The 21,540-nt window shown below is 68.0% G+C and carries 20 protein-coding genes and 4 tRNA genes; 7 read left to right on the top strand and 17 right to left on the bottom strand.

What is annotated here, in order from left to right; all coding sequences use genetic code 11:
* The 5 genes from Q368_RS24975 to Q368_RS0119785 all read right to left on the bottom strand — a co-directional run.
* The coding region (locus Q368_RS24975) for a GTP-binding protein (RefSeq protein WP_029460773.1) at positions 1-345 on the bottom strand (345 nt) is incomplete at its 3' end.
* Positions 346-397: 52 nt separating this feature from the next.
* Positions 398-473, bottom strand: a tRNA-Thr gene (locus tag Q368_RS0119770).
* Between the two features lie 29 nt (positions 474-502).
* Positions 503-579: transfer RNA gene (locus Q368_RS0119775), tRNA-Gly, on the bottom strand.
* Positions 580-637: 58 nt separating this feature from the next.
* Positions 638-723, bottom strand: a tRNA-Tyr gene (locus tag Q368_RS0119780).
* A 4-nt stretch (positions 724-727) separates the two neighbouring features.
* Positions 728-803: transfer RNA gene (locus Q368_RS0119785), tRNA-Thr, on the bottom strand.
* 247 nt (positions 804-1,050) lie between these two features.
* On the opposite strand from Q368_RS0119785, the gene ftsH reads away from it, so the two are divergent.
* A complete protein-coding gene (gene ftsH, locus Q368_RS0119790) occupies positions 1,051-2,883 on the top strand; it encodes an ATP-dependent zinc metalloprotease FtsH (protein ID WP_029460774.1) in 1,833 nt (610 codons plus the stop codon).
* A 55-nt stretch (positions 2,884-2,938) separates the two neighbouring features.
* Positions 2,939-4,120: a TolB family protein gene (locus Q368_RS0119795; RefSeq protein WP_029460775.1), complete on the top strand. Its 1,182-nt coding sequence runs from the start codon at positions 2,939-2,941 to the stop codon at positions 4,118-4,120.
* 6 nt (positions 4,121-4,126) lie between these two features.
* Here the strand turns inward: Q368_RS0119795 and prmC are convergent, their stop codons facing one another.
* From prmC to rpmE, 4 genes are all read right to left on the bottom strand, one after another.
* Positions 4,127-5,008: a peptide chain release factor N(5)-glutamine methyltransferase gene (prmC, locus tag Q368_RS0119800; protein ID WP_156955794.1), complete on the bottom strand. Its 882-nt coding sequence runs from the start codon at positions 5,006-5,008 to the stop codon at positions 4,127-4,129.
* A 151-nt stretch (positions 5,009-5,159) separates the two neighbouring features.
* Positions 5,160-6,233, bottom strand: a complete 1,074-nt coding sequence (gene prfA / locus Q368_RS0119805) for a peptide chain release factor 1 (RefSeq protein ID WP_029460777.1) — start codon at positions 6,231-6,233, stop codon at positions 5,160-5,162.
* 188 nt (positions 6,234-6,421) lie between these two features.
* The gene (locus Q368_RS0119810) at positions 6,422-7,378 is read right to left on the bottom strand and encodes a DUF1385 domain-containing protein (protein WP_029460778.1); all 957 of its coding nucleotides are present in this window, start codon (positions 7,376-7,378) and stop codon (positions 6,422-6,424) included.
* A 61-nt stretch (positions 7,379-7,439) separates the two neighbouring features.
* Complete coding sequence (gene rpmE, locus Q368_RS0119815; RefSeq protein ID WP_029460779.1) at positions 7,440-7,655, bottom strand: 50S ribosomal protein L31; 216 nt, start codon at positions 7,653-7,655, stop codon at positions 7,440-7,442.
* A 189-nt stretch (positions 7,656-7,844) separates the two neighbouring features.
* On the opposite strand from rpmE, the gene thiC reads away from it, so the two are divergent.
* Both thiC and gpmA read left to right on the top strand, forming a co-directional pair.
* Entirely contained in the window at positions 7,845-9,155 is a 1,311-nt protein-coding gene (gene thiC, locus Q368_RS0119820) for a phosphomethylpyrimidine synthase ThiC (protein ID WP_029460780.1), read from the top strand.
* Positions 9,156-9,184: 29 nt separating this feature from the next.
* Positions 9,185-9,931, top strand: a complete 747-nt coding sequence (gpmA, locus tag Q368_RS0119825; protein WP_029460781.1) for a 2,3-diphosphoglycerate-dependent phosphoglycerate mutase — start codon at positions 9,185-9,187, stop codon at positions 9,929-9,931.
* A gap of 112 nt (positions 9,932-10,043) precedes the next feature.
* On the opposite strand, the gene Q368_RS0119830 is transcribed toward gpmA, so the two are convergent.
* A complete protein-coding gene (locus Q368_RS0119830) occupies positions 10,044-11,093 on the bottom strand; it encodes a helix-turn-helix domain-containing protein (protein WP_052360302.1) in 1,050 nt (349 codons plus the stop codon).
* Between the two features lie 137 nt (positions 11,094-11,230).
* Entirely contained in the window at positions 11,231-11,623 is a 393-nt protein-coding gene (locus Q368_RS0119835) for a cupin domain-containing protein (protein ID WP_029460783.1), read from the bottom strand.
* A gap of 156 nt (positions 11,624-11,779) precedes the next feature.
* Between Q368_RS0119835 and Q368_RS0119840 the strand changes: the two genes are divergently transcribed.
* Together Q368_RS0119840 and Q368_RS26705 are read left to right on the top strand one after the other, a co-directional pair.
* Positions 11,780-12,235 (top strand): CBS domain-containing protein, encoded by a 456-nt coding sequence (locus tag Q368_RS0119840; RefSeq protein ID WP_029460784.1) that lies wholly within the window; start codon positions 11,780-11,782, stop codon positions 12,233-12,235.
* 11 nt (positions 12,236-12,246) lie between these two features.
* Complete coding sequence (locus tag Q368_RS26705) at positions 12,247-12,420, top strand: hypothetical protein (RefSeq protein WP_169740611.1); 174 nt, start codon at positions 12,247-12,249, stop codon at positions 12,418-12,420.
* Positions 12,421-12,555: 135 nt separating this feature from the next.
* On the opposite strand, the gene Q368_RS0119850 is transcribed toward Q368_RS26705, so the two are convergent.
* The 4 genes from Q368_RS0119850 to Q368_RS0119865 form a co-directional block, all read right to left on the bottom strand.
* The gene (locus Q368_RS0119850; RefSeq protein ID WP_029460785.1) at positions 12,556-13,284 is read right to left on the bottom strand and encodes a hypothetical protein; all 729 of its coding nucleotides are present in this window, start codon (positions 13,282-13,284) and stop codon (positions 12,556-12,558) included.
* Between the two features lie 89 nt (positions 13,285-13,373).
* Positions 13,374-13,697, bottom strand: coding sequence for a hypothetical protein (locus tag Q368_RS0119855; protein WP_029460786.1), 324 nt, complete (start codon positions 13,695-13,697; stop codon positions 13,374-13,376).
* A complete protein-coding gene (locus tag Q368_RS0119860; RefSeq protein ID WP_029460787.1) occupies positions 13,681-14,631 on the bottom strand; it encodes a metallophosphoesterase family protein in 951 nt (316 codons plus the stop codon). Before Q368_RS0119860 ends, Q368_RS0119855 begins: the two co-directional genes overlap by 17 nt.
* Positions 14,628-15,989: an AAA family ATPase gene (locus Q368_RS0119865; protein WP_245611415.1), complete on the bottom strand. Its 1,362-nt coding sequence runs from the start codon at positions 15,987-15,989 to the stop codon at positions 14,628-14,630. The genes Q368_RS0119860 and Q368_RS0119865 overlap by 4 nt, the downstream gene beginning before the upstream one ends.
* 112 nt (positions 15,990-16,101) lie before the next feature.
* On the opposite strand from Q368_RS0119865, the gene Q368_RS0119870 reads away from it, so the two are divergent.
* The gene (locus tag Q368_RS0119870; protein ID WP_052360303.1) at positions 16,102-17,280 is read left to right on the top strand and encodes a sensor histidine kinase; all 1,179 of its coding nucleotides are present in this window, start codon (positions 16,102-16,104) and stop codon (positions 17,278-17,280) included.
* Positions 17,281-17,320: 40 nt separating this feature from the next.
* On the opposite strand, the gene treS is transcribed toward Q368_RS0119870, so the two are convergent.
* Both treS and Q368_RS0119880 read right to left on the bottom strand, forming a co-directional pair.
* Complete coding sequence (gene treS / locus Q368_RS0119875; RefSeq protein ID WP_029460790.1) at positions 17,321-20,629, bottom strand: maltose alpha-D-glucosyltransferase; 3,309 nt, start codon at positions 20,627-20,629, stop codon at positions 17,321-17,323.
* A 56-nt stretch (positions 20,630-20,685) separates the two neighbouring features.
* The gene (locus Q368_RS0119880; protein ID WP_029460791.1) at positions 20,686-21,420 is read right to left on the bottom strand and encodes an amidophosphoribosyltransferase; all 735 of its coding nucleotides are present in this window, start codon (positions 21,418-21,420) and stop codon (positions 20,686-20,688) included.
* Between the last annotated feature and the right edge of the window lie 120 nt (positions 21,421-21,540).

Below are 21,540 nucleotides of genomic sequence, written 5' to 3' on the forward strand. Positions count from 1 at the left end.
CTGGGGCATGGGGCCGTCGGTGGCGGCGACGACGAGAATGCCGCCGTCCATCTGGGCCGCGCCGGTGATCATGTTCTTGATGTAGTCGGCGTGGCCGGGGCAGTCGACGTGGGCGTAGTGACGCTTGTCGGTCTGGTACTCGACGTGGGCCGTGGCGATGGTGATGCCGCGCTCTTTTTCTTCCGGAGCCTTGTCGATCTGGTCGAAGGGAATGTATTCGCCAAAGCCCTTCATGCTGGCCAGACGCGTGATGGCCGCGGTCAGCGTGGTCTTGCCGTGGTCGATGTGACCGATGGTACCGATGTTTACGTGCGGCTTGCTCCGCTCGAATTTCGCCTTGCCCATGTCGTCCCCCTGCTCAAGCGGTTTGACTTCTGGATTTGAGATGATTTTGATATGGAGCCCACGACCGGATTCGAACCGGTGACCTCTTCCTTACCAAGGAAGTGCTCTACCGACTGAGCTACGTGGGCCTATAATCATGCGTAGGACACGGGAGGCATGGAGCGGGAAACGAGACTCGAACTCGCAACCCTCAGCTTGGAAGGCTGATGCTCTAGCCAATTGAGCTATTCCCGCGTATGTCACACGTAGTTCATGCGACAGGGCTTCCTGTCTCCTACAGCATTCGCGCTTATGGTGGAGGGGGGTGGATTTGAACCACCGAAGGCATACGCCGACAGATTTACAGTCTGTTCCCTTTGGCCACTCGGGAACCCCTCCGCTTTGGAGCTGGCGATGGGAATCGAACCCGCAACCTGCTGATTACAAATCAGCTGCTCTGCCAGTTGAGCTACGCCAGCGCAAGAGGCAATGCGTTAGCCCAACTGCGGGTGCGTGTCAATCCCTTTCTCCTCGCTCCCGGCCACGTCCGTTTCACCCGGACGCGAAGAGGGGTATTTACGCACTTCCCCTCCCCTTGGCAACTCCTTTTTTCATTTCCCGTGTTTTTTCTTTCCCCGGCCGGGCGTTGTCATCGCGCCCGAAACGTCGTATCTTTTTGCAATCGGGTCCTTACCCTCAACTAACCGCGAGAACCCTTTGAAAAAAATGGAAAAGCACCACAGATTCTCTCTCTGGTACGTGCTCATCGCCATCTGGGGCGTGCTGCTGCTCAACAACTTCATCGTCACCACCTACGGCCCCAAAAACCTGCCCTACTCCGAATTCCTCCAGAAACTGCAAGCCGGCGACGTGGAGGAAGTGTCCATTACCGGTGACGTCATCGCCGGCACCATGAAGGACAAGGCGGACGGCGAAGCCAAGACGACGGAGTTCGTCACCCGGCGCGTGGACCAGGATCTGTCCACCGAACTCTCCAAGTACAACGTGCACTTCCGGGCCCAGCCCGAGTCCACGTTCCTGCGCGACATCCTCTCCTGGGTCATCCCCATCCTGCTCTTTTTCGGCATCTGGTACTTCCTTATGCAACGCCTCAATCCCGGCCAGGGCGTCATGGCCTTCGGCAAGAACAAGGCCCGGGTCTACGCCGAAAAGGACCTGGAGACGCGCTTTTCCGACGTCGCCGGCTGCGACGAGGCCAAGGCGGAGCTGGTCGAAATCATCGACTACCTGAAGACCCCGGAGCGTTTCCAGCGCCTGGGCGGGCAGATGCCCAAGGGCGTGCTGCTGATCGGCCCGCCGGGCACGGGCAAGACGCTTCTCGCCCGCGCCGTGGCCGGCGAGGCCGGGGTGCCGTTTTTCTCCATCTCCGGCTCGGAATTCGTGGAAATGTTCGTGGGCGTGGGCGCGGCCCGGGTGCGTGAGCTTTTCATCCAGGCCAAGGAAAAGGCCCCGTGCATCATCTTCATCGACGAGCTCGACGCCATCGGCAAATCCCGCGCCGGCAACGTCATCGGCGGCCATGACGAGCGCGAGCAGACGCTCAACCAGCTGCTTGTCGAGATGGACGGCTTCGACCCGCGCGTGGGAGTCATCATCATGGCCGCGACCAACCGGCCCGAGACCCTCGACCCGGCGCTTTTGCGCGCCGGGCGCTTCGACCGGCAGGTGCTCGTGGACAAACCCGACGTGGCCGGCCGCGAGGCCATCCTGCGCGTGCACGCGGCCAAGGTCGTGCTGTCCAAGGACGCGGACCTCGCGGTCATCGCCCGCAAGACTCCGGGATTCTCCGGAGCGGACCTGGCCAACGCCATCAACGAAGCGGCGCTTCTCGCCGCGCGCAAGGACAAGGACGCCGTGGAGATGGCCGACCTGGAGGAGGCCGTGGACCGCATCATGGGCGGCCTGGAAAAGAAAAACCGCGTCATCAACCCCAAGGAAAAGCGGATCGTGGCCTACCACGAATCAGGCCACGCCGTGGTCGCGAGCTTCACCCAGGGCGCGGACGCGGTGCACAAGATCTCCATCGTGCCGCGCGGCATCGGGGCGCTCGGCTGGACGCAGCAACTGCCGACCGAAGACCGCTACCTCATGACGCAGACGGAGCTGCTCGGCAAGATCGACGTGCTGCTCGGCGGTCGCGGGGCCGAGCGGCTGATCTTCGGCGACATCTCGACCGGCGCGCACAACGACCTGCAACGCGCCTCGGACATCGCCCGGGCCATGGTGGCGGAATACGGCATGGGCCGGACGCTCGGGCCGGCCACCTACCCGCGCCAGAACCGGCCGGTCTTCCTCGGCACGGAGCAAGGCGGCCTGGCCGGCCGGGAATACTCCGAAGCCACGGCGGCCAAGCTGGACCTCGAGGTCAAGGAAATCCTGGAGGCCTCCCAGGAACGGGTCGGCGCGCTGCTCGGACAAAAGCGGGAACTGCTCGAAAACATCGCCAAGGCGCTCCTGGACAAGGAAACCCTGGACGAGGCGGCCTTCACGGCCCTGCTCGACGCTGCCAAGGCCCCGTCCGCGCCGCCAGCCGCGTAAGTCCGCCGGGGGCGGTCCGGCCGCCCCCGGCTCCGCGCCCGTGGGAGGAGACGCCATGCCCCGATCGTTTCGCGCCGCCGCCCTGCTCGCCGTCATGGCCATGCTCCTGCCGGTCCTGGCCCAGGGCCAGGTCCTGACCAAGGACGGCGATCCGGTCGTGGCCGTGACCGATCCGGCCCAGGCCGTGCCGGCGGGCAAGACGCGGGCCAAGGCTCCGGCGCTCAAAACCGGACAACAGGTGCTCGTGCTCGAGGAAAAAGACGGCATGGTCCTGGTGGCCGCGGATGCCCCGGGACCGGGGGCGGGCCTGTTCGACGCGTATCGCTATCGCCTGCCCCTGGCCGCCGTCACCCCGCTGCCCGGCAAGACCCACCGCGACCGCCCGGCCTGGCTGCCGGCCCCGGGGACGGTCGCATCCGCCCGGCGCGACGTGGTCGCCTACGAACAGGGCGACGCGATTTTTGTCCGCTCGGGGGAAGGCCCGCCCAGGCGCATCGCCAAGGGCACGCAGCCGGCACTGTCGCCGGACGGCGCGCGCTTGGCCTACACCCCGGAAAAGGGCGCGGGCCTCGTGCTCGTCTCCCTTTACGGCGGGGACAAGCCGCAGCGGCTGGGGGGCGGGAAGGAACCGGTGCGGCAGAAGGCGTTTTGCCCGGACGGATCGAAGCTCGCCTGGCTTGTGGACAGGCATGTCGAAATACTTGACCTCGCCCGGCCGGGGGCCACGCCGACGACGGCGGGAAGCGGCCTCGAACCGGGAGCGGCCTTGCAGGGCTTCACCAAGGCGTGCGACGCGTTGGTGCTCCACAACGGTGATGCGGTGCAATGGCTGGGGCTAAACGGCACGCTGTTGCGCAGCGTCCCGGCCGGTTCGTTCACGAACGGCGAGGAAGGGTCCAGTTCGGACCAGTACGTCCCGAGCCCGGCCGACGCGAACCTGCTCCTCGTCGCCGGCACGACGCGCGGCACGGACGCCTACCACCGCTGGGCCAACGACACGTCCGGCGCGCTCTACCTGTACGATGCGGCATCGGGCACCAACTACCGCCTCACGCCCCGGAACCTCGCGGCTGTCACGCCTGCGTGGAGCCCCGACGGGAAACGCGTCTCTTTTTCCGCCCTGCCCGACGCACCGCCAAACGGGCCGCACCACCTCTACCGGATCAACGCCGACGGCACGGGCCTGACCGACCTCGGGCCGGGGTTCGCCCCGAGCGTGGGCACGCGGCCGCAATAATCCTGGTCAGGCGGGTTTTCGCCCCTCGACCACCCGGTCGAGGCCGGCGAGGTCGCGGCGCACGGCGACGTCCGCAAATCCCGCTTCGGCCAGGAGCGCCGCGGCTTCGGGACCCTGCTTCCAGCCGATCTCGACGAGAAGCACCCCTCCCGGGGCCAGCCGCGCCATGGCCGCGCGGGCGACCACGGGCACGGCCTCGAGGCCGGTTTCGCCGGGCACGAGCGCGCCTTGCGGCTCGAAATCGCGCACTTCCCTCGAGCACTCGCGGTATTCGGCGGCCGTCACGTAGGGCGGATTGGACACGACCAGGGCGTAGCCCCCGGCCGTCTCGGGCAAATCCGCGAAATCGGCTTCCAGAAATTCCAACCGTGCGGCCACGCCGTGCGTTACGGCGTTTTCCCGGGCAACGGCCAGCGCGCCGGGGCTTTTGTCCAGGGCCAGGCCTTGCGCCTGGGGGAATTTGACGGCGAGCGTGACGGCCAGGCAGCCCGAGCCCGTGCCCAGGTCCGCGAAACGCGAAAGCGCGCCTTGGAGAAAAAGCTCCAGGGCGCGCTCGACGATCAGTTCGGTCTCGGGCCGGGGAATGAGCGTCTCCGGCGTCACCGTGAAATCGAGCCCGAAAAATTCCCGCTCGCCGAGCAGATAGGCCACGGGCTCGCCCTTGCCCCGCCGGGCGACCAGGGGACGATAGCCATCAAGCTCTTCCACCGACAGCGGCCTGTCCATGGCCAGCACGAGTCCCAGCCGGTCGAGCCCCAGCACCTTGGCCAAAAGCAACTGCGCGGACAACCGCGGCGCATCCACGCCCTTTTCTTGCAGATACCCCTCGGTCTTACCCAGAATTTCCCGCACCGTGGGCGCGCGCCCCCGTCCCTCCATTTCTTTCATCTCCCTTCTCTTCCCGGTTCCCTTACTTTTTGGGGGGCGATCCTCCCCCGGCCGGGCTTTGACGGCCGGGGGAGGATCGCCCCCAGGAAAGGAGGGTCCGGGAGGGGGTTACCCCCTCCCGGCCGCCGGAGGCATTCATTCTTCTTCTTTCCTAGGCCGCGTCCGCCTGCGCCTTGAGGGCCTCGGCCTGGTAGTGGGCGGTGAGGCCGTCGAAGAGTTCGTCGCAATCGCCTTCGAGCACGGCTTCGAGCTTGTAGAGCGTCAGGTTGATGCGGTGGTCGGTGACACGGCTTTGGGGGAAGTTATAGGTGCGGATACGCTCGGAGCGGTCGCCGGAGCCGACCTGGGAGCGGCGGTTGGCTTCCTGCTCCAGGCGCTGCTTCTCCTGCTCGATCTGGAGCAGGCGCGAACGCAGCACCTTGAGGGCCTTGGCCTTGTTCTTGTGCTGGGATTTTTCGTCCTGGCAGATGACGACCAGCCCCGAGGGAATGTGCGTCACACGCACGGCGGAGTCCGTGGTGTTGACGCTCTGGCCGCCGGGGCCGCTCGAGCGGTAGACGTCGATGCGCAGGTCATTGGGGTCGATGGCCACGTCCACCTCCTCGGCCTCGGGCATGATGGCGACCGTGACGGCGGAGGTGTGGATGCGTCCCTGGGATTCCGTGGCCGGCACGCGCTGCACGCGGTGCGCGCCGGACTCGTACTTGAGCCGGCTGTAGACCTTGTCCCCGGCGATGGAAGCGATGACTTCCTTGTAGCCGCCGGAGCCGGTTTCGGACTGGCTCATGATCTCGACCTTCCAGCGCTTGGTTTCGGCGTAGCGGCAGTACATGCGAAAGAGGTCGCCGGCGAAAAGCGCCGCCTCCTCGCCCCCGGTGCCGGCCCGGATTTCGAGAAGGATGTTCTTCTCGTCCATGGGGTCCTTGGGCAGAAGCAGCACCTTGAGCCGAGCCTCGAGTTCGGGCAGCGCTTCCTTGATGGTCTTGACCTCGGCCAGGGCCAGTTCGCGCATTTCCGGGTCCGGGTCCTGCGCCATCTCCTGGTTTTCCTCCAGGTCGCTCGCGAGCTTTTTGTACTCGCGGAAAACACGCACCATATCGGCGAGGTCGGCGTGGGCTTTGGACAGCTTGCGGAAACGCTCCTGGTCCGTGACCACGTCGGGTTCGGACAGTTGCTTCTCCAGTTCCTCGTACTTGCGTTCGATGCTTTCGAGCTTGGCGAACATGCAGCGACTCCGAAGCCGGGCGTGACGCGCGGGCGGGTCCCCCGGCCGGGCTTTGACAGGTATCGCGTCCCCGGAATCCGCGCGGCGCGATTTTGGGGGCAGCGGAATGAAATATCTATATCGTCTTAAAAAATATCACCATATTTTTTAAGAGACGCCACGGCAAGCCGGTCGGGGCGGCGCAGGGATCAGGAGGCGGGCTCGCGCTCCACCGCGCCGCGAAGCGCGGCCAGGGCCACCTCGAGCTGCCGGTCGTCCGGCTCCTTGGTGGTGAGCATCTGCATGAAAAGCCCGGGCGCGGAGATCAGGCGGCAGACCACGTTGGTGTGGAACTTGCCGGCGATCTTGATGACTTCGTAGGCCAGGGCGCTGACCGGCACCATGAGCCCGAGCTTGAGCGTCACGATATAGGCCTGCTTGATCCAGCCCGTGGCGGGCGCGTAGAGCGTGAGCAGCCAGGGCACGAGAAAGGCGTAGAGCACTATGGAGATGGCCAGGACGAAGAGCAGGAAGGCCGTGCCGCAACGGGGATGCAGGCGCGAATAGCCCCGCGCGCCTGCCGGGGACAGCGGCGCGCCCTGCTCGTAGGCCCAGATGACCTTGTGCTCGGCCCCATGGTACTCGAAGACCCGGCGCACGTCCGGCAGATAGGAAATGGCCACGATGTAGCCGATGAAAAGCGCCACCTTGAACAGGCCGTCCCAGATGTGGAAGCTCAAGGCCTCCACGCCGCCGGAGAGCCCCGCCGCCTTCATGCCGAGCGAAAACAGGTGCGGCGTGACCACGAACAGCAGCAGCGCGAAACCGATGGACGCGGCAAGCGTGAGCCCCATGGCCCACGGCCCGAGCTCGCCCTCCTCCTCGTCCTCGGCCACGGCCACCTGGGCCGAATAATTGAGTGCCTTGATGCCGTTGACGAGGGTTTCGAGCAGAATGGGGAACCCACGCAGAAACGGCTTCTTGAGGAGCCTCGCGGCGGTCAGGGAATACCACGGGCGCACGTCGAGCAGGATGTCGCCGCCGGGCTTGCGCACGGCGATGGCGAGCCTGTCGCGGTCGCGCATCATGACGCCTTCCATGACAGCCTGACCGCCCACCGTAGGGTTGGCGGCGAGAAGCGGCAAGAGAAGGGCGGAGCGTTTCATGGACGAAGTTCCCGGCCCGCCGCCGGGCGCATGCGCCCGGCGGTCGCGGGTCGCGGCCAGACTAGGCCTTTTTCTCGAATTTGGCGTACTTTTTGCGGAAACGGTCGATGCGGCCGGCGGTGTCGAGGAAACGCTGCTTGCCGGTGTAGAACGGATGGCACTGGGAGCAGACTTCCACGAGCACGAGCTCACCCTTGGTGGAGATGGCCTGCTCTTCGAAACCGCAGTTGCAGCGGATGGTCGCCTTGTAGGTTTTGGGATGGATATCTTTTTTCATCTCGCGACTCCTTGGATGTCCCCAACGGGAAAGCGAGATCAACTAACGCCTTTTCCCGGCGTTGGCAAGTCTTCCGTCGCGGATTTTCCAGGCCCCCACGAAGTCCCCGGCCGCGACGTTCGCACGCTTTGAGCTTTTCCCCCCTTCGTGGTAGGCGTCTTCAACCCAAAACCACCCCAAGGATGACCCATGTCCATCTGTAGCAAGAATCCGACCTGCTCAAGCATCCTGCGCACGCACCTCGCCGCCCTGGCCGAAGCCGAGGGGCTCCCCCCCCGCACCATAGAAGACGCCGTGAACGCCGGGACCATGGTGCTCCTGGCCAATCCCGCCCACAAGAACGTCATCCCGACCCTCATCGGCCAGCCCGCCTCGGTGAAGGTCAACGCCAACATCGGCACCTCCATGTTCGTCACCGACGTGGCCATGGAACTGCAAAAGGCCAGCCTGGCCAAAAAGGCCGGCGCCCACGCCCTGATGGACCTGTCCACGGCCGGCGACTTGCCCGCCATCCGCCGCGACATCCTGGACGCCGTGGACCTGCCGCTCGGCACGGTGCCGCTCTACGCAGTGGCCCAGCGCCACCTGGCCAAAGGCAAGGACCCCAGCGACTTCACCGAAGAGGAGATCATCGCCGAGATCGCCCAACAGGCCGCAGCCGGCGTCGATTTCATGACCCTGCACTGCGGCGTCACCCGGCGGGGCGCGCAACTCGCCGCGGAGTCCGGGCGTGTCACCGGCATCGTTTCGCGCGGCGGCTCCATCCTCGGCCGCTGGATGCGCCGCCACGACGCGGAAAACCCCTTTTTGACGCACTACGACGACATTCTCGACATCTGCCTCGCCCATAACGTCACCATCAGCCTCGGCGACGGTCTGCGCCCCGGTTGCGGGGCCGACGCCGGCGACGGCGCGCAGTGGGAGGAAGTCATCAACCTCGGCGCACTGGCCCGGCGCGCCAAGGAGTGCGGCGTGCAAACCATGATCGAAGGCCCCGGACACGTGCCGCTGCATCTGGTCCAAAGCCAGATCCAGGGCATCAAGCGCCTGACCGACGGCGCGCCGCTCTACGTCCTCGGGCCCCTGACCACGGACTGCGCACCGGGCTACGACCACATCGCCGGAGCCATCGGCGGCGCGCTCGCCGCCTTCTTCGGCGCGGATTTCCTGTGCTACCTCACCCCGGCCGAGCACCTCACCCTGCCCGGCCCCGAGGACGTCTGGGCCGGCATCAAGGCCAGCCTCGTCGCCGCCCAGAGCGCCGAAACCGCGCTCGGCCGCCCGGCCGCCGTGGCCCGCAACCTCGGCATGTCCAAGGCCCGCGCCGACCTCGACTGGGAAGCCATGACCGGCTTCGCCCTGGACCCGGACCTCGTGCGCAAACGCCGGGCCATGCACAGCCAGGAAAAGGAATGCGCCATGTGCGGCGCGCTGTGCGCCATGCGCATGATGACCGGCGACAACTTCGCCTGCCCCACCAAGCCCGAAACAAAGGAATAACCCGGCCGACCGCCTCCCGGAGGACCCCCATGCACACCCTGGTCTTGCTGCGGCACGGACAAAGCGCCTGGAACCTGGAAAACCGCTTCACCGGCTGGACCGACGTGGGCCTGACCGATCAGGGCAAGGCCGAAGCCGCCTCCGCCGCCACACTGCTCAACGGGGCCGGCTACGACTTCGACGCCTGCCTGACCTCCGTGCTCTCCCGCGCCATCATGACCCTCGATATCGTGCTGGCCGGCATGGACCGCCTCTGGCTGCCCGTGACCAAATCCTGGAGGCTCAACGAACGGCACTACGGCGCGCTGCAAGGCCTCAACAAGGCGGAAATGGCCGCCAAATACGGCGAGGAACAGGTCTTTGTCTGGCGCAGGAGCTTCGACACCAGGCCCCCGGCGCTCACCCCCGAAGACCCGCGCTTCCCCGGCCACGACCGCCGCTACGCCGGCCTCACGCCTGACGAACTGCCCACCACCGAATGCCTCAGGGACACCGTGGCGCGCGTGCTCCCCTTCTGGCACGACGTCATGGCCCCGGCCATCGCCGACGGCGCGCGCCTGCTCGTGGCCGCCCACGGCAACTCCCTGCGCGCGCTCGTCAAATACCTCGACGGCGTCAGCGACGACGCCATCAGCGAACTCAATATCCCCACAGGCGTCCCGCTCGTCTACGAACTCGACGACAGCCTCAAACCCACCCGCCACTTCTACCTCGGCGACCCCGAGGCCATCGCCAAAAGCGTTGCCGCCGTGGCCGCCCAAGGGAAGGCGAAGTGACGGAGGGAGAAGAGAAAGATGCCTCCGGCGGCCGGGGGGGGGGGGGATCCCCCCCGGCCCCCTGGGCGGGAGTCCGTCGGTGGTGCCCCTTCGGGGCGAGTCTGAAGGAATTCTACTGACCTGATTTCTTAAAATGCGGCGCTTCGCCGCTGACGCCCGTGGTCGCGGGAATGGGGCTGCCGTGCTGGCCGGCTTTGCGGCCTGCGGGGCAGCCCCATTCCCGCGACCACAGCCCCCGACGCCTCGCCCAATGACCGTCCTCCCACCCGCTTGCCACTCCTCCCCCGTCGGGGAGGTCCAGGAGGGGATCATCCCCTCCTGACCGCCGGAGGCATTCTTCCTCTCTTCTCCTCTCCCCCTCCCCGCTCTTCTCCAACTCCCCTTCCACGCCGTATTTCCCCGGCGGCACGCCCATGCGGCGGCGAAAGTGGCGGGTCAGGTGGCTCTGGTCGCAGAAGCCGGAGGCCAGGGCGGCGTCGGCCAGCCCTTCACCGGCCTCGATGCGTGCGGCCGCGCCGGCGACACGCCGCGACAGGATGTACTCGCCGGGCGGCACGCCGAGGTCGCGCGTGAAAAGCCGTTCCAGGCGAAAGGGCGATACCCCCGCCGCAATGGCGAGGTCCGCCAGTGCCACGGGCGCATCCGGTGCTGCATCGACCACAGCCATGGCGGCGCGCACGGCCGGGTCGAGCGGCGGCAGGGGCGCGGCGCGCAGATGCAGGAGACGGCACAGGGCGGCGAAATGGACGCACGCCGCGGCCTGCCCATCGGCCAGGGCCTCGACGGCGCGAAGAAGCAGCGCGGCCGCTTTCCTGTCCTCCCAGACGCTCGGCCAGACCCCGGGCGCACCTGGCATGCCGGGCCCCTCGGAGCAGGCGGGGAAACACTGCGGCGCGGCGGCCAGCACCACATAGGCATGGTCGGACGCGCCCCAGGGCGCGCAGGCGTGGGCCACGCCGCCCGGGATGACGAAGCCCTGCCCCGGGGCGAGGCACCAGCGGCCGCCGCCGGCCTCGATGCGCCGCCCCCCGGACAGGCACAAGCCCACCACGGTCTTGGCGTGGGTGTGGCGGACGATGTCCGTGGCCACGCCCTCGCCCCGCACGGCCGCAAGCCCCGGCACGGCCGGGTGGCGTATCACCCAAAGACGCGGTTGGCCCATGCGCTGCCTTCCAGTGTGAAAAATTCAAGAGGGATGCCTCCGGCGGCCAGGAGGGGCGGCGGCCCCTCCTGGACCTCCCGAATAGGGGGGACATCCCCTGCGCCAGACGGAGACATCGTCGCCTACGGGATGCGATATTACAACAGCGCCGGGAAGAACTTGGCAAAAAGCGTGAGCCCCTCGTCCCCGGCCGTGACCTCGTGGACCACGCCTTTGGGGATGACGGCGGACACGCCCGGCAGGTAGGCGACGCGCGCCTCGCCCACGCCGGCCTCGCCCGAACCGGCCACCACTTCGTGCAGCTCCCACTGGCCGTCGTGGATGTGGCTTTTGAGGCTTTTGCCGGGCGCAACGCGCACCAGATGGCAGCTGAGGGCCCCTTGCGTATCCGCGCCGCGCACCAGATGCTTGAGCGCCACGCCAGCAAAGGCGGGGTGGGCGTTCCAGGGAAGTTCGGCGGCGTCGCGCGCGCCGGCCGGCACATAGACCGTGCGACCGCAGGCCAGGATCATTTCGGCATCGTTTTCCATGACGCACCTCCTTGCGTTGCGGCCGACCCTGCCACGGGCCGTGGCGAAGTTCTTGGACGATCTTGCAGCCTTGGCGCGAATTCCCTTTACGCCGCCGCGGGCAGCTGGTAAATTGGAAGTACTTTTTTTCACAAACGACAAGCCACAGGGTCCGTCATGCTCATCTCCGACATCATGCGCACCACGCTCATCAAGGTCCGCCCGGAAGCGCCGATCGGCAACGTGCTCATCTGGTACGGCGGCATGAGCCACGTCTTCCGCAACACCTACGTGGTGGACCATTGCGACCGGCTGCTCGGCGTCGTCACCATCCACACCCTGCTTTCGATCATCGTGCCGCCGAGCGTGACCTCGCTGGCCGGCGACCTCTCCGGCCGCGAAGAACTTCTGGTTGTGCTGCGCCGCAACATCGCCACCATCTCGGACACGCCCGTCGGCGACCTCATGGACTCGGACTACCCTTTCGCGCATCCCGAGGACCTGTTCATCATGGCCAGCGAACTGATCGTGGAAAAGGGCATCACGGCCCTGCCGGTCATCGACCCCAACGGCGTGCTGGTCGGCGAGATCACGCGCCGCATGATCCTGCATTTTCTCGTGCAAAACCTGTGAGGAATCCCGCAATGCGCAGTCTGCCGTATCTGGCCGCCCTGGCCCTGGTCCTGGTCTGTTCGCTTTTCGTCCTGGCCAAGACCGCGCCGGCCGACGCCCTGTCCGCCTACAGCGACCGCGTCCAGGCCGCGCCGCAAAGCTGCCTGGGTTGCGAATGCAAGGTCCTCGGCTGCGGCTGCGGCTGATGCCCCCTCGCCACCTTCCCACGACTCCGCGATAAGCAACGAAGAGCAACTCCCCCCTTTAAGGGGTGGTCCAGGAGGGGCCCCCGGCCCCTCCTGGCCGCCGGAGGCATTCTCCCCTCCCCCTACTCCCTCTCCCTACTCCTCCGTCTCCGCTGCGGCGGTGACGGCGAAGCCGGGCAGATCGAGGACGGCGGCCGGGCGTTCGGAGAGGATATCCAGGCGCGGGCCGTTTTCGCGGCCCGGGCGCAGGGCGAAGACGCGCCGGGCATGGCCTGCGAAATGGTCCACGGGGTGGTGGCTGATGTAGAGCACCTGCAGGTCCAGGCGTTCGGCGATGGCGGCGATCAGGCGCACGAAGCCGGGCACGAGGTCGGGCCGCAGCCAGCAGTCCTGTTCGTCGAGGACGAGGAACGGCCGGTGCGCGGCCGGGTCGAGCTGGGACAGCGCGATCAGGCGCAGGCCCACGGACAGGATATTGCAGACCGATCCGCCCTGGCCCGTGAGGATGTCCTCGGCGCGGCCGTCCTGCTCCATCTCGAATTCGATGTGCAGCCGGTTGTTCTTGACGTCCCGGCGCGAGACGACCTTGCGGTCCTGGCCGAGGATTTCGCGCACGGCGTGGGTAAGGTCGGTTTCGATCTCGTCGAGGACCGCGCCGAAGAGTTCGCGCGTGAGTTCCTCCAGGCGCGCGGCCACGCGCGGGGACATATCCAGGAATTCCGTCACCGTAGCCAGGGTATCGCGCGCGTTTAGAAACTCGCGCACGCGGCCCTCGGCCACGCCCGAGAGCCGGTCCAGGCGGCGCGTCAGTTCCTGCCGCTCCCGCGCCAGCGCCCGCCAGTCTTCCTGTTCCGTCAGTTCCATCCCCGCTCCTGTCTCCCCCCTCCCGGGAGGTCCAGGAGGGGCCGTCGCCCCTCCTGGCCGCCGGAGGCATTTCTTCCCCCGCCCCGGTCCTAGTCCCCTTCGAATTCCCGCTCCACGGCCGCCAGGTCGCGGCGCACGCCGTCGATGTGTTCCTTGTAGGCGGCCACGAGGCGGGCGTTTTCCGTGCGCATGCGCTCAAGCAGCGCCGCGAGCTCCTGGGGGTCGGCGGTGCCGTATTCGGCTTGCGCGCGCGCTTCCAGGTCGGCGAGCTGGCGCGTCAAGTTGGCGAGGTCCTGTTCGGCGCGGACCTTGTCGTCGCGCAGCCGTTCGTAGGCGGCCCGCAGCGCGGCCAGTTCGCGCTGGGGGCCGGCGTCGGCCTCGGCGGCGCGGGGATTGTTATTTATCGGCGGCATGGGTGACCTCGCTGTAGAGCTCCCAGATGACGTCCGTCTCGGGGCTTTCGGGGTTCAGGTTCGCGCGCAGGAATTCGCCGAGCCCCGCGCCTTCGCGGGTGCGCCGCCAGGCAAGGCGGGCAAGGCCTTCCAGGAAGCGCGATTCGCCGGCCGGCGCGGCATCCTCCTCAGGCGGGAATTCCTGGTCCGGGAACACTTCTTCAAAGGGGCGGAAGGGCACGGGCCACGCTTCGAGCGCCGCCGCGCCGGGCCGCCACACGGCGGCGGCGGGCACGCGATCCTTGGCGCGGCGGTTAAATTGCAGGCGCGTGATGTTGCCGGGGTTGGCCCAGCGGGTGCATCCGGCGACCACGGTCGGCTGCGGCCGGTGGATGTGGCCGTTGACGACCCAGTCAAGTCCCGGGATTTCCCGGATTTTCACGTGCTTGTCCAGAAAGTCCGGAAACCCGACGTTGTGGTGGGTGAACCAGATGCTCTCCTCGCCCGGGTCCTTGTCCACGCTCGCGGGCAGGGGCGCGCCGTCGGGCGAGGCTCCGAGCACGGCCGTGCCCGTGGGCGAAACGAGCCTGGCGAAAAGCCCGGGCGCGTCGAGCACATGGACCACGCCCGCGGCGGCGAGCACGGCCAGGGAGGTGTCGGCCGTGAAGCGGGCCTGGTACTTGTCGTGGTTGCCGACCAGGACGTAGGGCGTGTGCGGCCGAAAAAGGTCGATCAGGGCCACGATCAGGGCGTTGGGGTTCTCGCGCGGCCAGTGGAAGAGGTCGCCGAGCACGATGGGCACGAGGTTCTCGGCGACGGCGTGGGCCAGACACGCGGCGAGCTTGGCCAGCACGTCCTCCATGTAGGAATCCAGGCGCTGCATGGGCGGCGTCGCGGCTACGTGGGGATCGGGCACGAGAAGCAGGCCGTTGGCCGAAAGCTGCGGCAGGCTCATGAGGCGTCCTTTTCGGGGGCATGGACGTGGCCGCCGCCGAGGAAATCCCCGGCCGAAAGCGCGCCGCCGCACAGCGGACAGCTGCCGAGCGCCTGAAGGCGCGCGGCCACGCGCACGGCCATGTCGGCAAGCGAGCGCGCGCGGCGATCCAGGGTCGCGGACGCGGCGGCCACGGTCTGCCGCGCGGCGGCGAGCTGCGCCGCCAGGGCGGCCAGGGGCCCCGGGTCCGCGGTCTCCGGCGGCGGAGACAGGCGGGCCAGGGCCTGCGCCCTGGAGGCGAGCCGCGCGGCGGCGGCGCGCCCGGCCGTCAGGCGGTCGCGCGTCGCCTCCAGGGAAACCGCGTCGCCCAGGTCCGGCGGCGGGGAAAGCCGCGCCAGGGCGGCGCTTTTTTTCCGGGCGTGGGCAAGCGCCTGGCGCAGGCGCGAAAGTTCCGCCCTGCGGCGGTCGCACAGGGCCGAGTCGGCAAGTGGCGGCGGCGCGGCAAGGGCCGCAAGCGCCGCCTGCTGCGACGCGGCAAGCGCCTTGCGCCGGACCAGTGCCTCCGCCGTGGCCACGGTCGCGGCAAGGGGGGCCGTTTGCGCCAGGGCCGGCGGCGCGCCAAGCGCGGCAAGCGCACTGCCCGCCGCGCCGCAGGCGGCCGCCTGGCGCGAAAGGCGCTCCCGCGCGGCCAGGAGCCCGGCCAGAGCCTCGGCCCGATGCTCGCCCGCGCCAAGTTCCGCCTCCAGGGCCTCTCCCGCCTCCAGGCGCAGCTCCAGGCCCGGCAGCGGGGCCAGACGGTCGATTTCCGCGACCAGGCCGGCCATGCGCTTTTCCTGGCGGCTTTTTTCGGATTTCGCCCGCCGGATCCGGTCCGTGAGCAGGTTTTGCATGGCGATCAGGTGCGCCGCTTCCGTGGACGCGGCGAAAAAGCCGGACAGGACCGTGCCGGGCCGGTTGAGCAGGAAAACCGGTTCGCGCTGGTTGCCGATGTGCACGTCCACGGGTTCGCCGCCCTCGATGGGCACAGGCGACAGGCGCAGCACGCGGCTTATTTCCTCGGGCGGGGTGCGGCCGAACTTGGCGAAGACCTCGGGTTCGGCCGCGCCGGGGCGGGTCAGCTCGTAGAGGGCGTACTTGGGCCGGCGCACCCAGGTCACGGCCGTGCCGTCGTCGAGCTCCAGCGTGACGCGGGCCTCGGACGCGCCGTGGCGGATGACGTGGCGCGGCGCGGGATTGGCGGCCAGGCAGCGCAGGGCCTCGACCACGGCGGATTTTCCGGTGTTGTTGGGTCCGGTGAGGACGTTGAGTCCCGGAGCCAGCGCGAACTCGGTCCGGGCATGGGCCATGAAATTTTCGAGTATCAGACGGGTGATCGCCACGCCGTGATGACACCAGAAGCGGCCCGAGATTTCAAGGCCAAAGCCGCGACGCTTTACTTTCCGCCGCTTCTCCTTAAAATGAATGAGAATGGAAAACGCTCAGGAGCGCCGCATGCCCCAAGCATCCGATCAGACGTGTTTCGCCCCGGCCGCACGAGCCCCGCAAGACGACGTCGAACGCCAGTTCGCCATCCTCTCCTGCCACGAACTGCCGGCGGTTTTAAACGCCATCCCGGTCATCGCCATGGTCCTCAACGACTGCCGCCAGGTGGTGTTCGGCAACCGCAAGTTCGCCGACGCCATCGGCGTGGACGACATCCGCGAGGCCCTGGGGAAACGCCCGGGCGAGGCCTTCCGCTGCGTGCACGCGGCCAAGGCCCCGGGCGGCTGCGGCACCGGGGAGTTCTGCGCCCACTGCGGCGCGGTGCGCTCCATCCTGTTCGGACTGGCCGGGCGGCAGAACATCCAGGAGTGCAACATCAACCGGGAGGACGGCGGCAAGGTCGAGGCCCTCGACCTGCTCGTGTCCTCGTCGCCGTTTTCCTTAGACAACGAGCGCTTCCTCATCTTCTCCATCACCGACGTGAGCCACGAAAAACGCCGGCGCGCCCTGGAACGCATCTTCTTCCACGACATGCTCAACACCGTGGGCGGCCTGCAGGGGCTCATGGAATTTTTGGCCGAGGAGGTCCAGGAGGACCTGCGCCCCGACGCCCGGTTCATCCACTCGGCCATGGCCCGGCTCACGGACGAGATCACGAGCCAGAAGCAGTTGCTGGCCGCCGAGACCAACGAGCTGGAGACCCATTTCGTCCCGCTAGCATCCTCCGACGTGCTGGAACTGACCGAAGTCACCTTCCAGAACAGCGAACAGGCCAGGGACAAGCGCATCGTCGTACGAAACGACTGTCGGCACGTGCCGTTTCGATCCGATCCGGCGCTGTTGCGCCGGGTGCTCGGCAACATGGTGAAAAACGCCCTGGAAGCAACCGAACCCGGCGGCACAGTGACGCTTTTCTGCGACCGCGACGGGGATTTCCTGCGCTTTTGCGTGCACAACGATGGCGTGATCCCCAAGCGCGTGCGCATGCGCATCTTCAACCGCTCGTTTTCCACCAAGGGCGCGGGACGGGGGCTCGGCACCTACAGCATCAAGCTCCTCACGGAACGCTACCTCGGGGGCACGGCGGATTTCCTCTCCACCCCCGAGACGGGCACCGTTTTCCGGGTGCGCCTGCCGCTTGATCCCGAGGCCGGCGCGGCCCCCGCCGTGGCGAGCCCCGAAGCGTAGGCTGCCGCGCCCCTGTGCTCCGGCGACAGGCGGGGCGGCCCTACTTGAGCGCCAGCACCAGCCGGATGCAGGACAGCGGCGCGCCGATGCGCTCGGGGCGGGCGTCGAGGGACGTGGCCAGGGCGTCGTAGGCCCGCTCGAGCAGGAAGCACTTGAGCAGCAGCAGACGGTCACGGCGCGGCGGCAGCACGGGCGCATCGCCCATGGCCGTGGCGTAGGCCCCGAAAAAGGCCCGGGACGCGGCTTCGGCCCAGGTCCAGGCCCAGCCGTCCAGGCGGCGCGCCTCCTCGGGATGGGCCTGCGCGTGGCGGCGCACGCCCTCTTCGCCCGCGGCGTAGAACGAATAGAACATGCCGGCCACGTCGCGCAGCGCGCAGCGCATGAGCCGCCGTTCGCCGAGCGTGCGCCTCGGGTCGCCCTCGAAATCCACGATCACGAAGTCCTTGCCCGTAAACAGCAGTTGCTCCAGGCGGTAGTCGCCGTGGATGCGGATTTTCACCGTGTTCACGGCCCGGCCGAGCAGGCCGGCAAGGGCGTCCAGGGACTGCTTTTCCGCGGCCACGATGGCCGCGGACTCCTCGCGAAGAGGCTCGTCGGGCAGACTGCGCACGCTTTTGGCAAGCAGGGCCGTGGCCCGGCGCACGCCGTTGCGGATGGCCTGGTAGACCGAGCGCTGATAGAGCTTGGTGAAGGGTTCGGGCGCAAACGCGCCGCCGCCCCTGGCCAGGGCGAGATGCATCTCAGCCGTGCGCCGGCCCAGCAGCCGGGCCATCTCCAGGTAGAACTCGTCGGCCATGCCGGCCATGGATTGCGCCATCTCCCGTTCCAGGGATTCGCTGCCGCCCTCGGAGACGGCAGCGGCGGGCATGGCCCGGCGCTGTTCGAAATAGCGCTCCAGATGCTCCAGAGTGTAGTCGTAGGCGTCCCGGCCGCCAACCACGTATTCCTGCACCGTGGCCACGGTCACGGCGTCGCCGCGGCCCTTGGACCGGTATTCGATCACGCCGGCGAGGCGCGGCGCGTGGGGGAATTCCCCCGGTCCGGCCAGCTGGGTCAGCAGTTCCGCCTCGGGATGCGGCCCGGCGTCGAGGCCGGCGTAGAACTTGAAAAAGAGCTTGGCGTCATAGGTCATGACCACGTTGCTCTGGTTGTCCGTGAACATGTTCGTGGCGTCGCAGCCCGCCGTGTCGCACACGCCCGCGGGATAGCCTGGCAGGGCCCGCAGCGCGAGCGTACCGTCCGCGCCGCGAAGGCGCATGTTTCGCGACACGGCCCGGGGCCACCAGTCGCGCAGCGCGGCCAGGGCGAAGCCGTTGACGAGCACGCCCTCGCGACCGCCGTGATGCACGTGGCCGACCACCGCGCCGGGGTCGTCGCGAAGGACGGCTTCGGCCGCCCCGCCCGCGGCCAGGGCCAGGAGAAAGGGAAAGAGCCGGGTTTCGCCACTGGCGAAATGGCATTCGACGAAGAGCAGCCACGCCGTCAACCCCCTGGGGCCGACGGGCACGGCGTCGAGGATGTCGGCGCGAAGCGTTCCCGGGAGCGGCGCGCCGGCCAGACCCGAACGCCGGGCGTGCTCGGGCAAAAGCTCGTCGCCGATGCGCTTGCGCACGCCCTGCCCAAGCACGCTGCGCAGCTCCTGGGCGAGGTACAGATGGGGCGCGCCCCGGGGCGGAAGCGCGCGGGCGGCGTCCTCGCGGGCCAGGCGGAACCAGTAGTAGTCGTGCTGGGCCAGGGGCAGCACGTAGGGCTCCTCGGTCACGGCCGGAAAGCGCGTGCCCGAGGCCACGTCCACGGGCGCCGTCCCGGCGTAGGCGGCCAGATCGATGCGCGCGACCTGGGAAAAACGCGACAGGTTGACGACCACCAGGATGACCTCGTCGCCGTAAGTACGGGTGAACGCCAGGACCTTGGCGTTGTCCTGGGACACGAAGGCCATCTGGCCGCGGCCCATGGCCGGGAGCCTGCGGCGCAGCGCGATGACCCGGCGCATCCACCACAGGAAGGAGGAAAGGTTGGCCTCCTGGTTCTCCACGTTGACGGCTTCGTAGTGGTACTGCGGGTCGATGACCACCGGGAGATAGAGGTTTTGCGGATTGGCCCTGGAAAAGCCGGCATTCTTGTCCGGGCTCCACTGCATGGGCGTGCGCACGCCGTCACGGTCGCCGAGGTGGAAGTTGTCGCCCATGCCGATCTCGTCGCCGTAGTAGATGATGGGCGTGCCGGGGAAGGAAAAGAGGATGAAGTTGATAAGCTCCATGCGGCGGCGGCTGCCCTGCATGAGCGGCGCGAGGCGGCGGCGGATGCCCAGGTTGATGCGCGCCTTGCGGTCCTTGGCGTAGACCCGGTACATGTAGTCGCGCTCCTCGTCGGAGACCATTTCGAGCGTCAGCTCGTCGTGGTTGCGCAGGAACATGGCCCACTGGCAGGAGGCCGGGATGGGCGGGGTCTGTTCCATGATGTCGAGGATGGGAAAGCGGTCCTCCATCATCAGCGCCATGAAGATGCGCGGCATGATGGGGAAGTGGTAGGCCATGTGGCATTCGTCGCCGTCGCCGAAATAGGCCACGGCGTCCTCGGGCCACTGGTTGGCCTCGGCCAGGAACAGGCGGTTCTTGAACTTCCCGTCCACGTGGGCGCGGAGTTTTTTGAGGAACGCATGGGTCTCGGGCAGGTTTTCGCAGTTGGTGCCCCGGCGCTCGAAGAGATAAGGCACGGCGTCCAGGCGCAGGCCGTCCACGCCAAGCGACAGCCAGAAATCCATGACGCGCGTGATTTCGCGGCATACGCGCGGATTGTCGTAGTTGAGGTCCGGCTGGTGTGAATAGAAGCGGTGCCAGTAGTAGGCCCCGGCCTCGCGGTCGTAGGTCCAGTTGGAATGCTCGAAATCCTTGAAGATGATGCGCGCCTGCCGGTACTTCTCCGGGGTGTCGCTCCAGACGTAGTAGTCGCGCCAGGGCGAGCCCGGGCCGGCCGCGCGGGAACGCTGGAACCAGGGGTGCTCCTTGGACGTGTGGTTGACCACGAGCTCGGTGATGACCTTGAGGCCCCGGGCATGGGCCTGACGCAGGAATTCCTTGAAATCCTTGAGCGTGCCGTAGTCGGGATGGATGCCGTAATAATCCGCGATGTCGTAACCGTCGTCACGAAGCGGCGAGGGATAAAACGGCAGCAGCCACAGGGTGTCGACGCCAAGCCCCGCCAGGTAGTCCAGGCGGCTGGTCAGGCCCGGGAAATCGCCGATGCCGTCGCCGTTGCCGTCCATGAACGCCTTGACGTGCACTTCGTAAATGACGGCGTCCTTGTACCACAGGGGATCGTCGGCGCCGGAAAACCGCATGGGTGACATACACGCTCCTTGTCGTTAACCCCCATATACAGTTTTTTCCGGCTTTTTCCAGAAGGCTAGCGCGCGATCACCAGCACGTCCACGCGGGCGGCCCCGGCGGCGCGCAGGGCGTTGACCGCGGTGTCGATGGTCGCCCCGGTGGTCATGACGTCGTCGACGAGGAGCACGCCACGCCCGGCGACCAGCGCGGGATCGGCGACGAAGGCCCCGGCGATGTTGGCGCGCCGACGGGCTCCGGGCAGCTGGCTTTGCGGCGTGGTGTCGCGGATGCGGCGCAGCGCCCCGGGCAGGACGGGCCGGCCGAGGTCCGCAGCCAGCAGCCGGGCGAGCTCCAGGCTCTGGTTGAAGCCCCGCCAGGCCAGCCGCCGGGGATGCAGGGGCACGGGCACGATGCCGCCCGGGCCGGCGGGGTCCATGGCCCCCTCCCCGGTCCGGGCCACGGCGCGACGGTAGGCGTCGCGGGCAAGCCCGGCCAGAACCCGGCCCTGGCCCAGGCGGCCGTGGAACTTGAACCCGAGGATCAGGTCGCGCAGCAGGCCGTCGTAGGGGCCATGGAAGGCGAAGCCCTCCCAGGGGCGGCCCGACAGGCGGCAGGCGTTGCACAGAAACGGCGGCGCGTCCGGGTCGGCGGCAAGCTCGCCGCAGCGCGGGCAATACCCGCCCAGGCGCGGGCGCAGCAGGGCGGCGCAGTCCGGGCACACCGGGCCGCACGTGCCCGGAGGCAGCAGCCCGGCGCAAGCCTGGCAGCGGTCGCACAGGGCCAGAAGCGCCCGGCAACAGCACCGGGCCAACCCCGCAAGCCTCCCCTCAGCCACCATAGACCGTACCATCCACCCGCGAACACCATCCCTTCACCGCCCCCCCCTTTCGGGAGGTCCAGGAGGGGCCGCCGCCCCTCCTGGCCGCCGGAG

The sequence above is a fragment of the Solidesulfovibrio alcoholivorans DSM 5433 genome (assembly GCF_000702665.1).
GTDB lineage: Bacteria > Desulfobacterota > Desulfovibrionia > Desulfovibrionales > Desulfovibrionaceae > Solidesulfovibrio > Solidesulfovibrio alcoholivorans.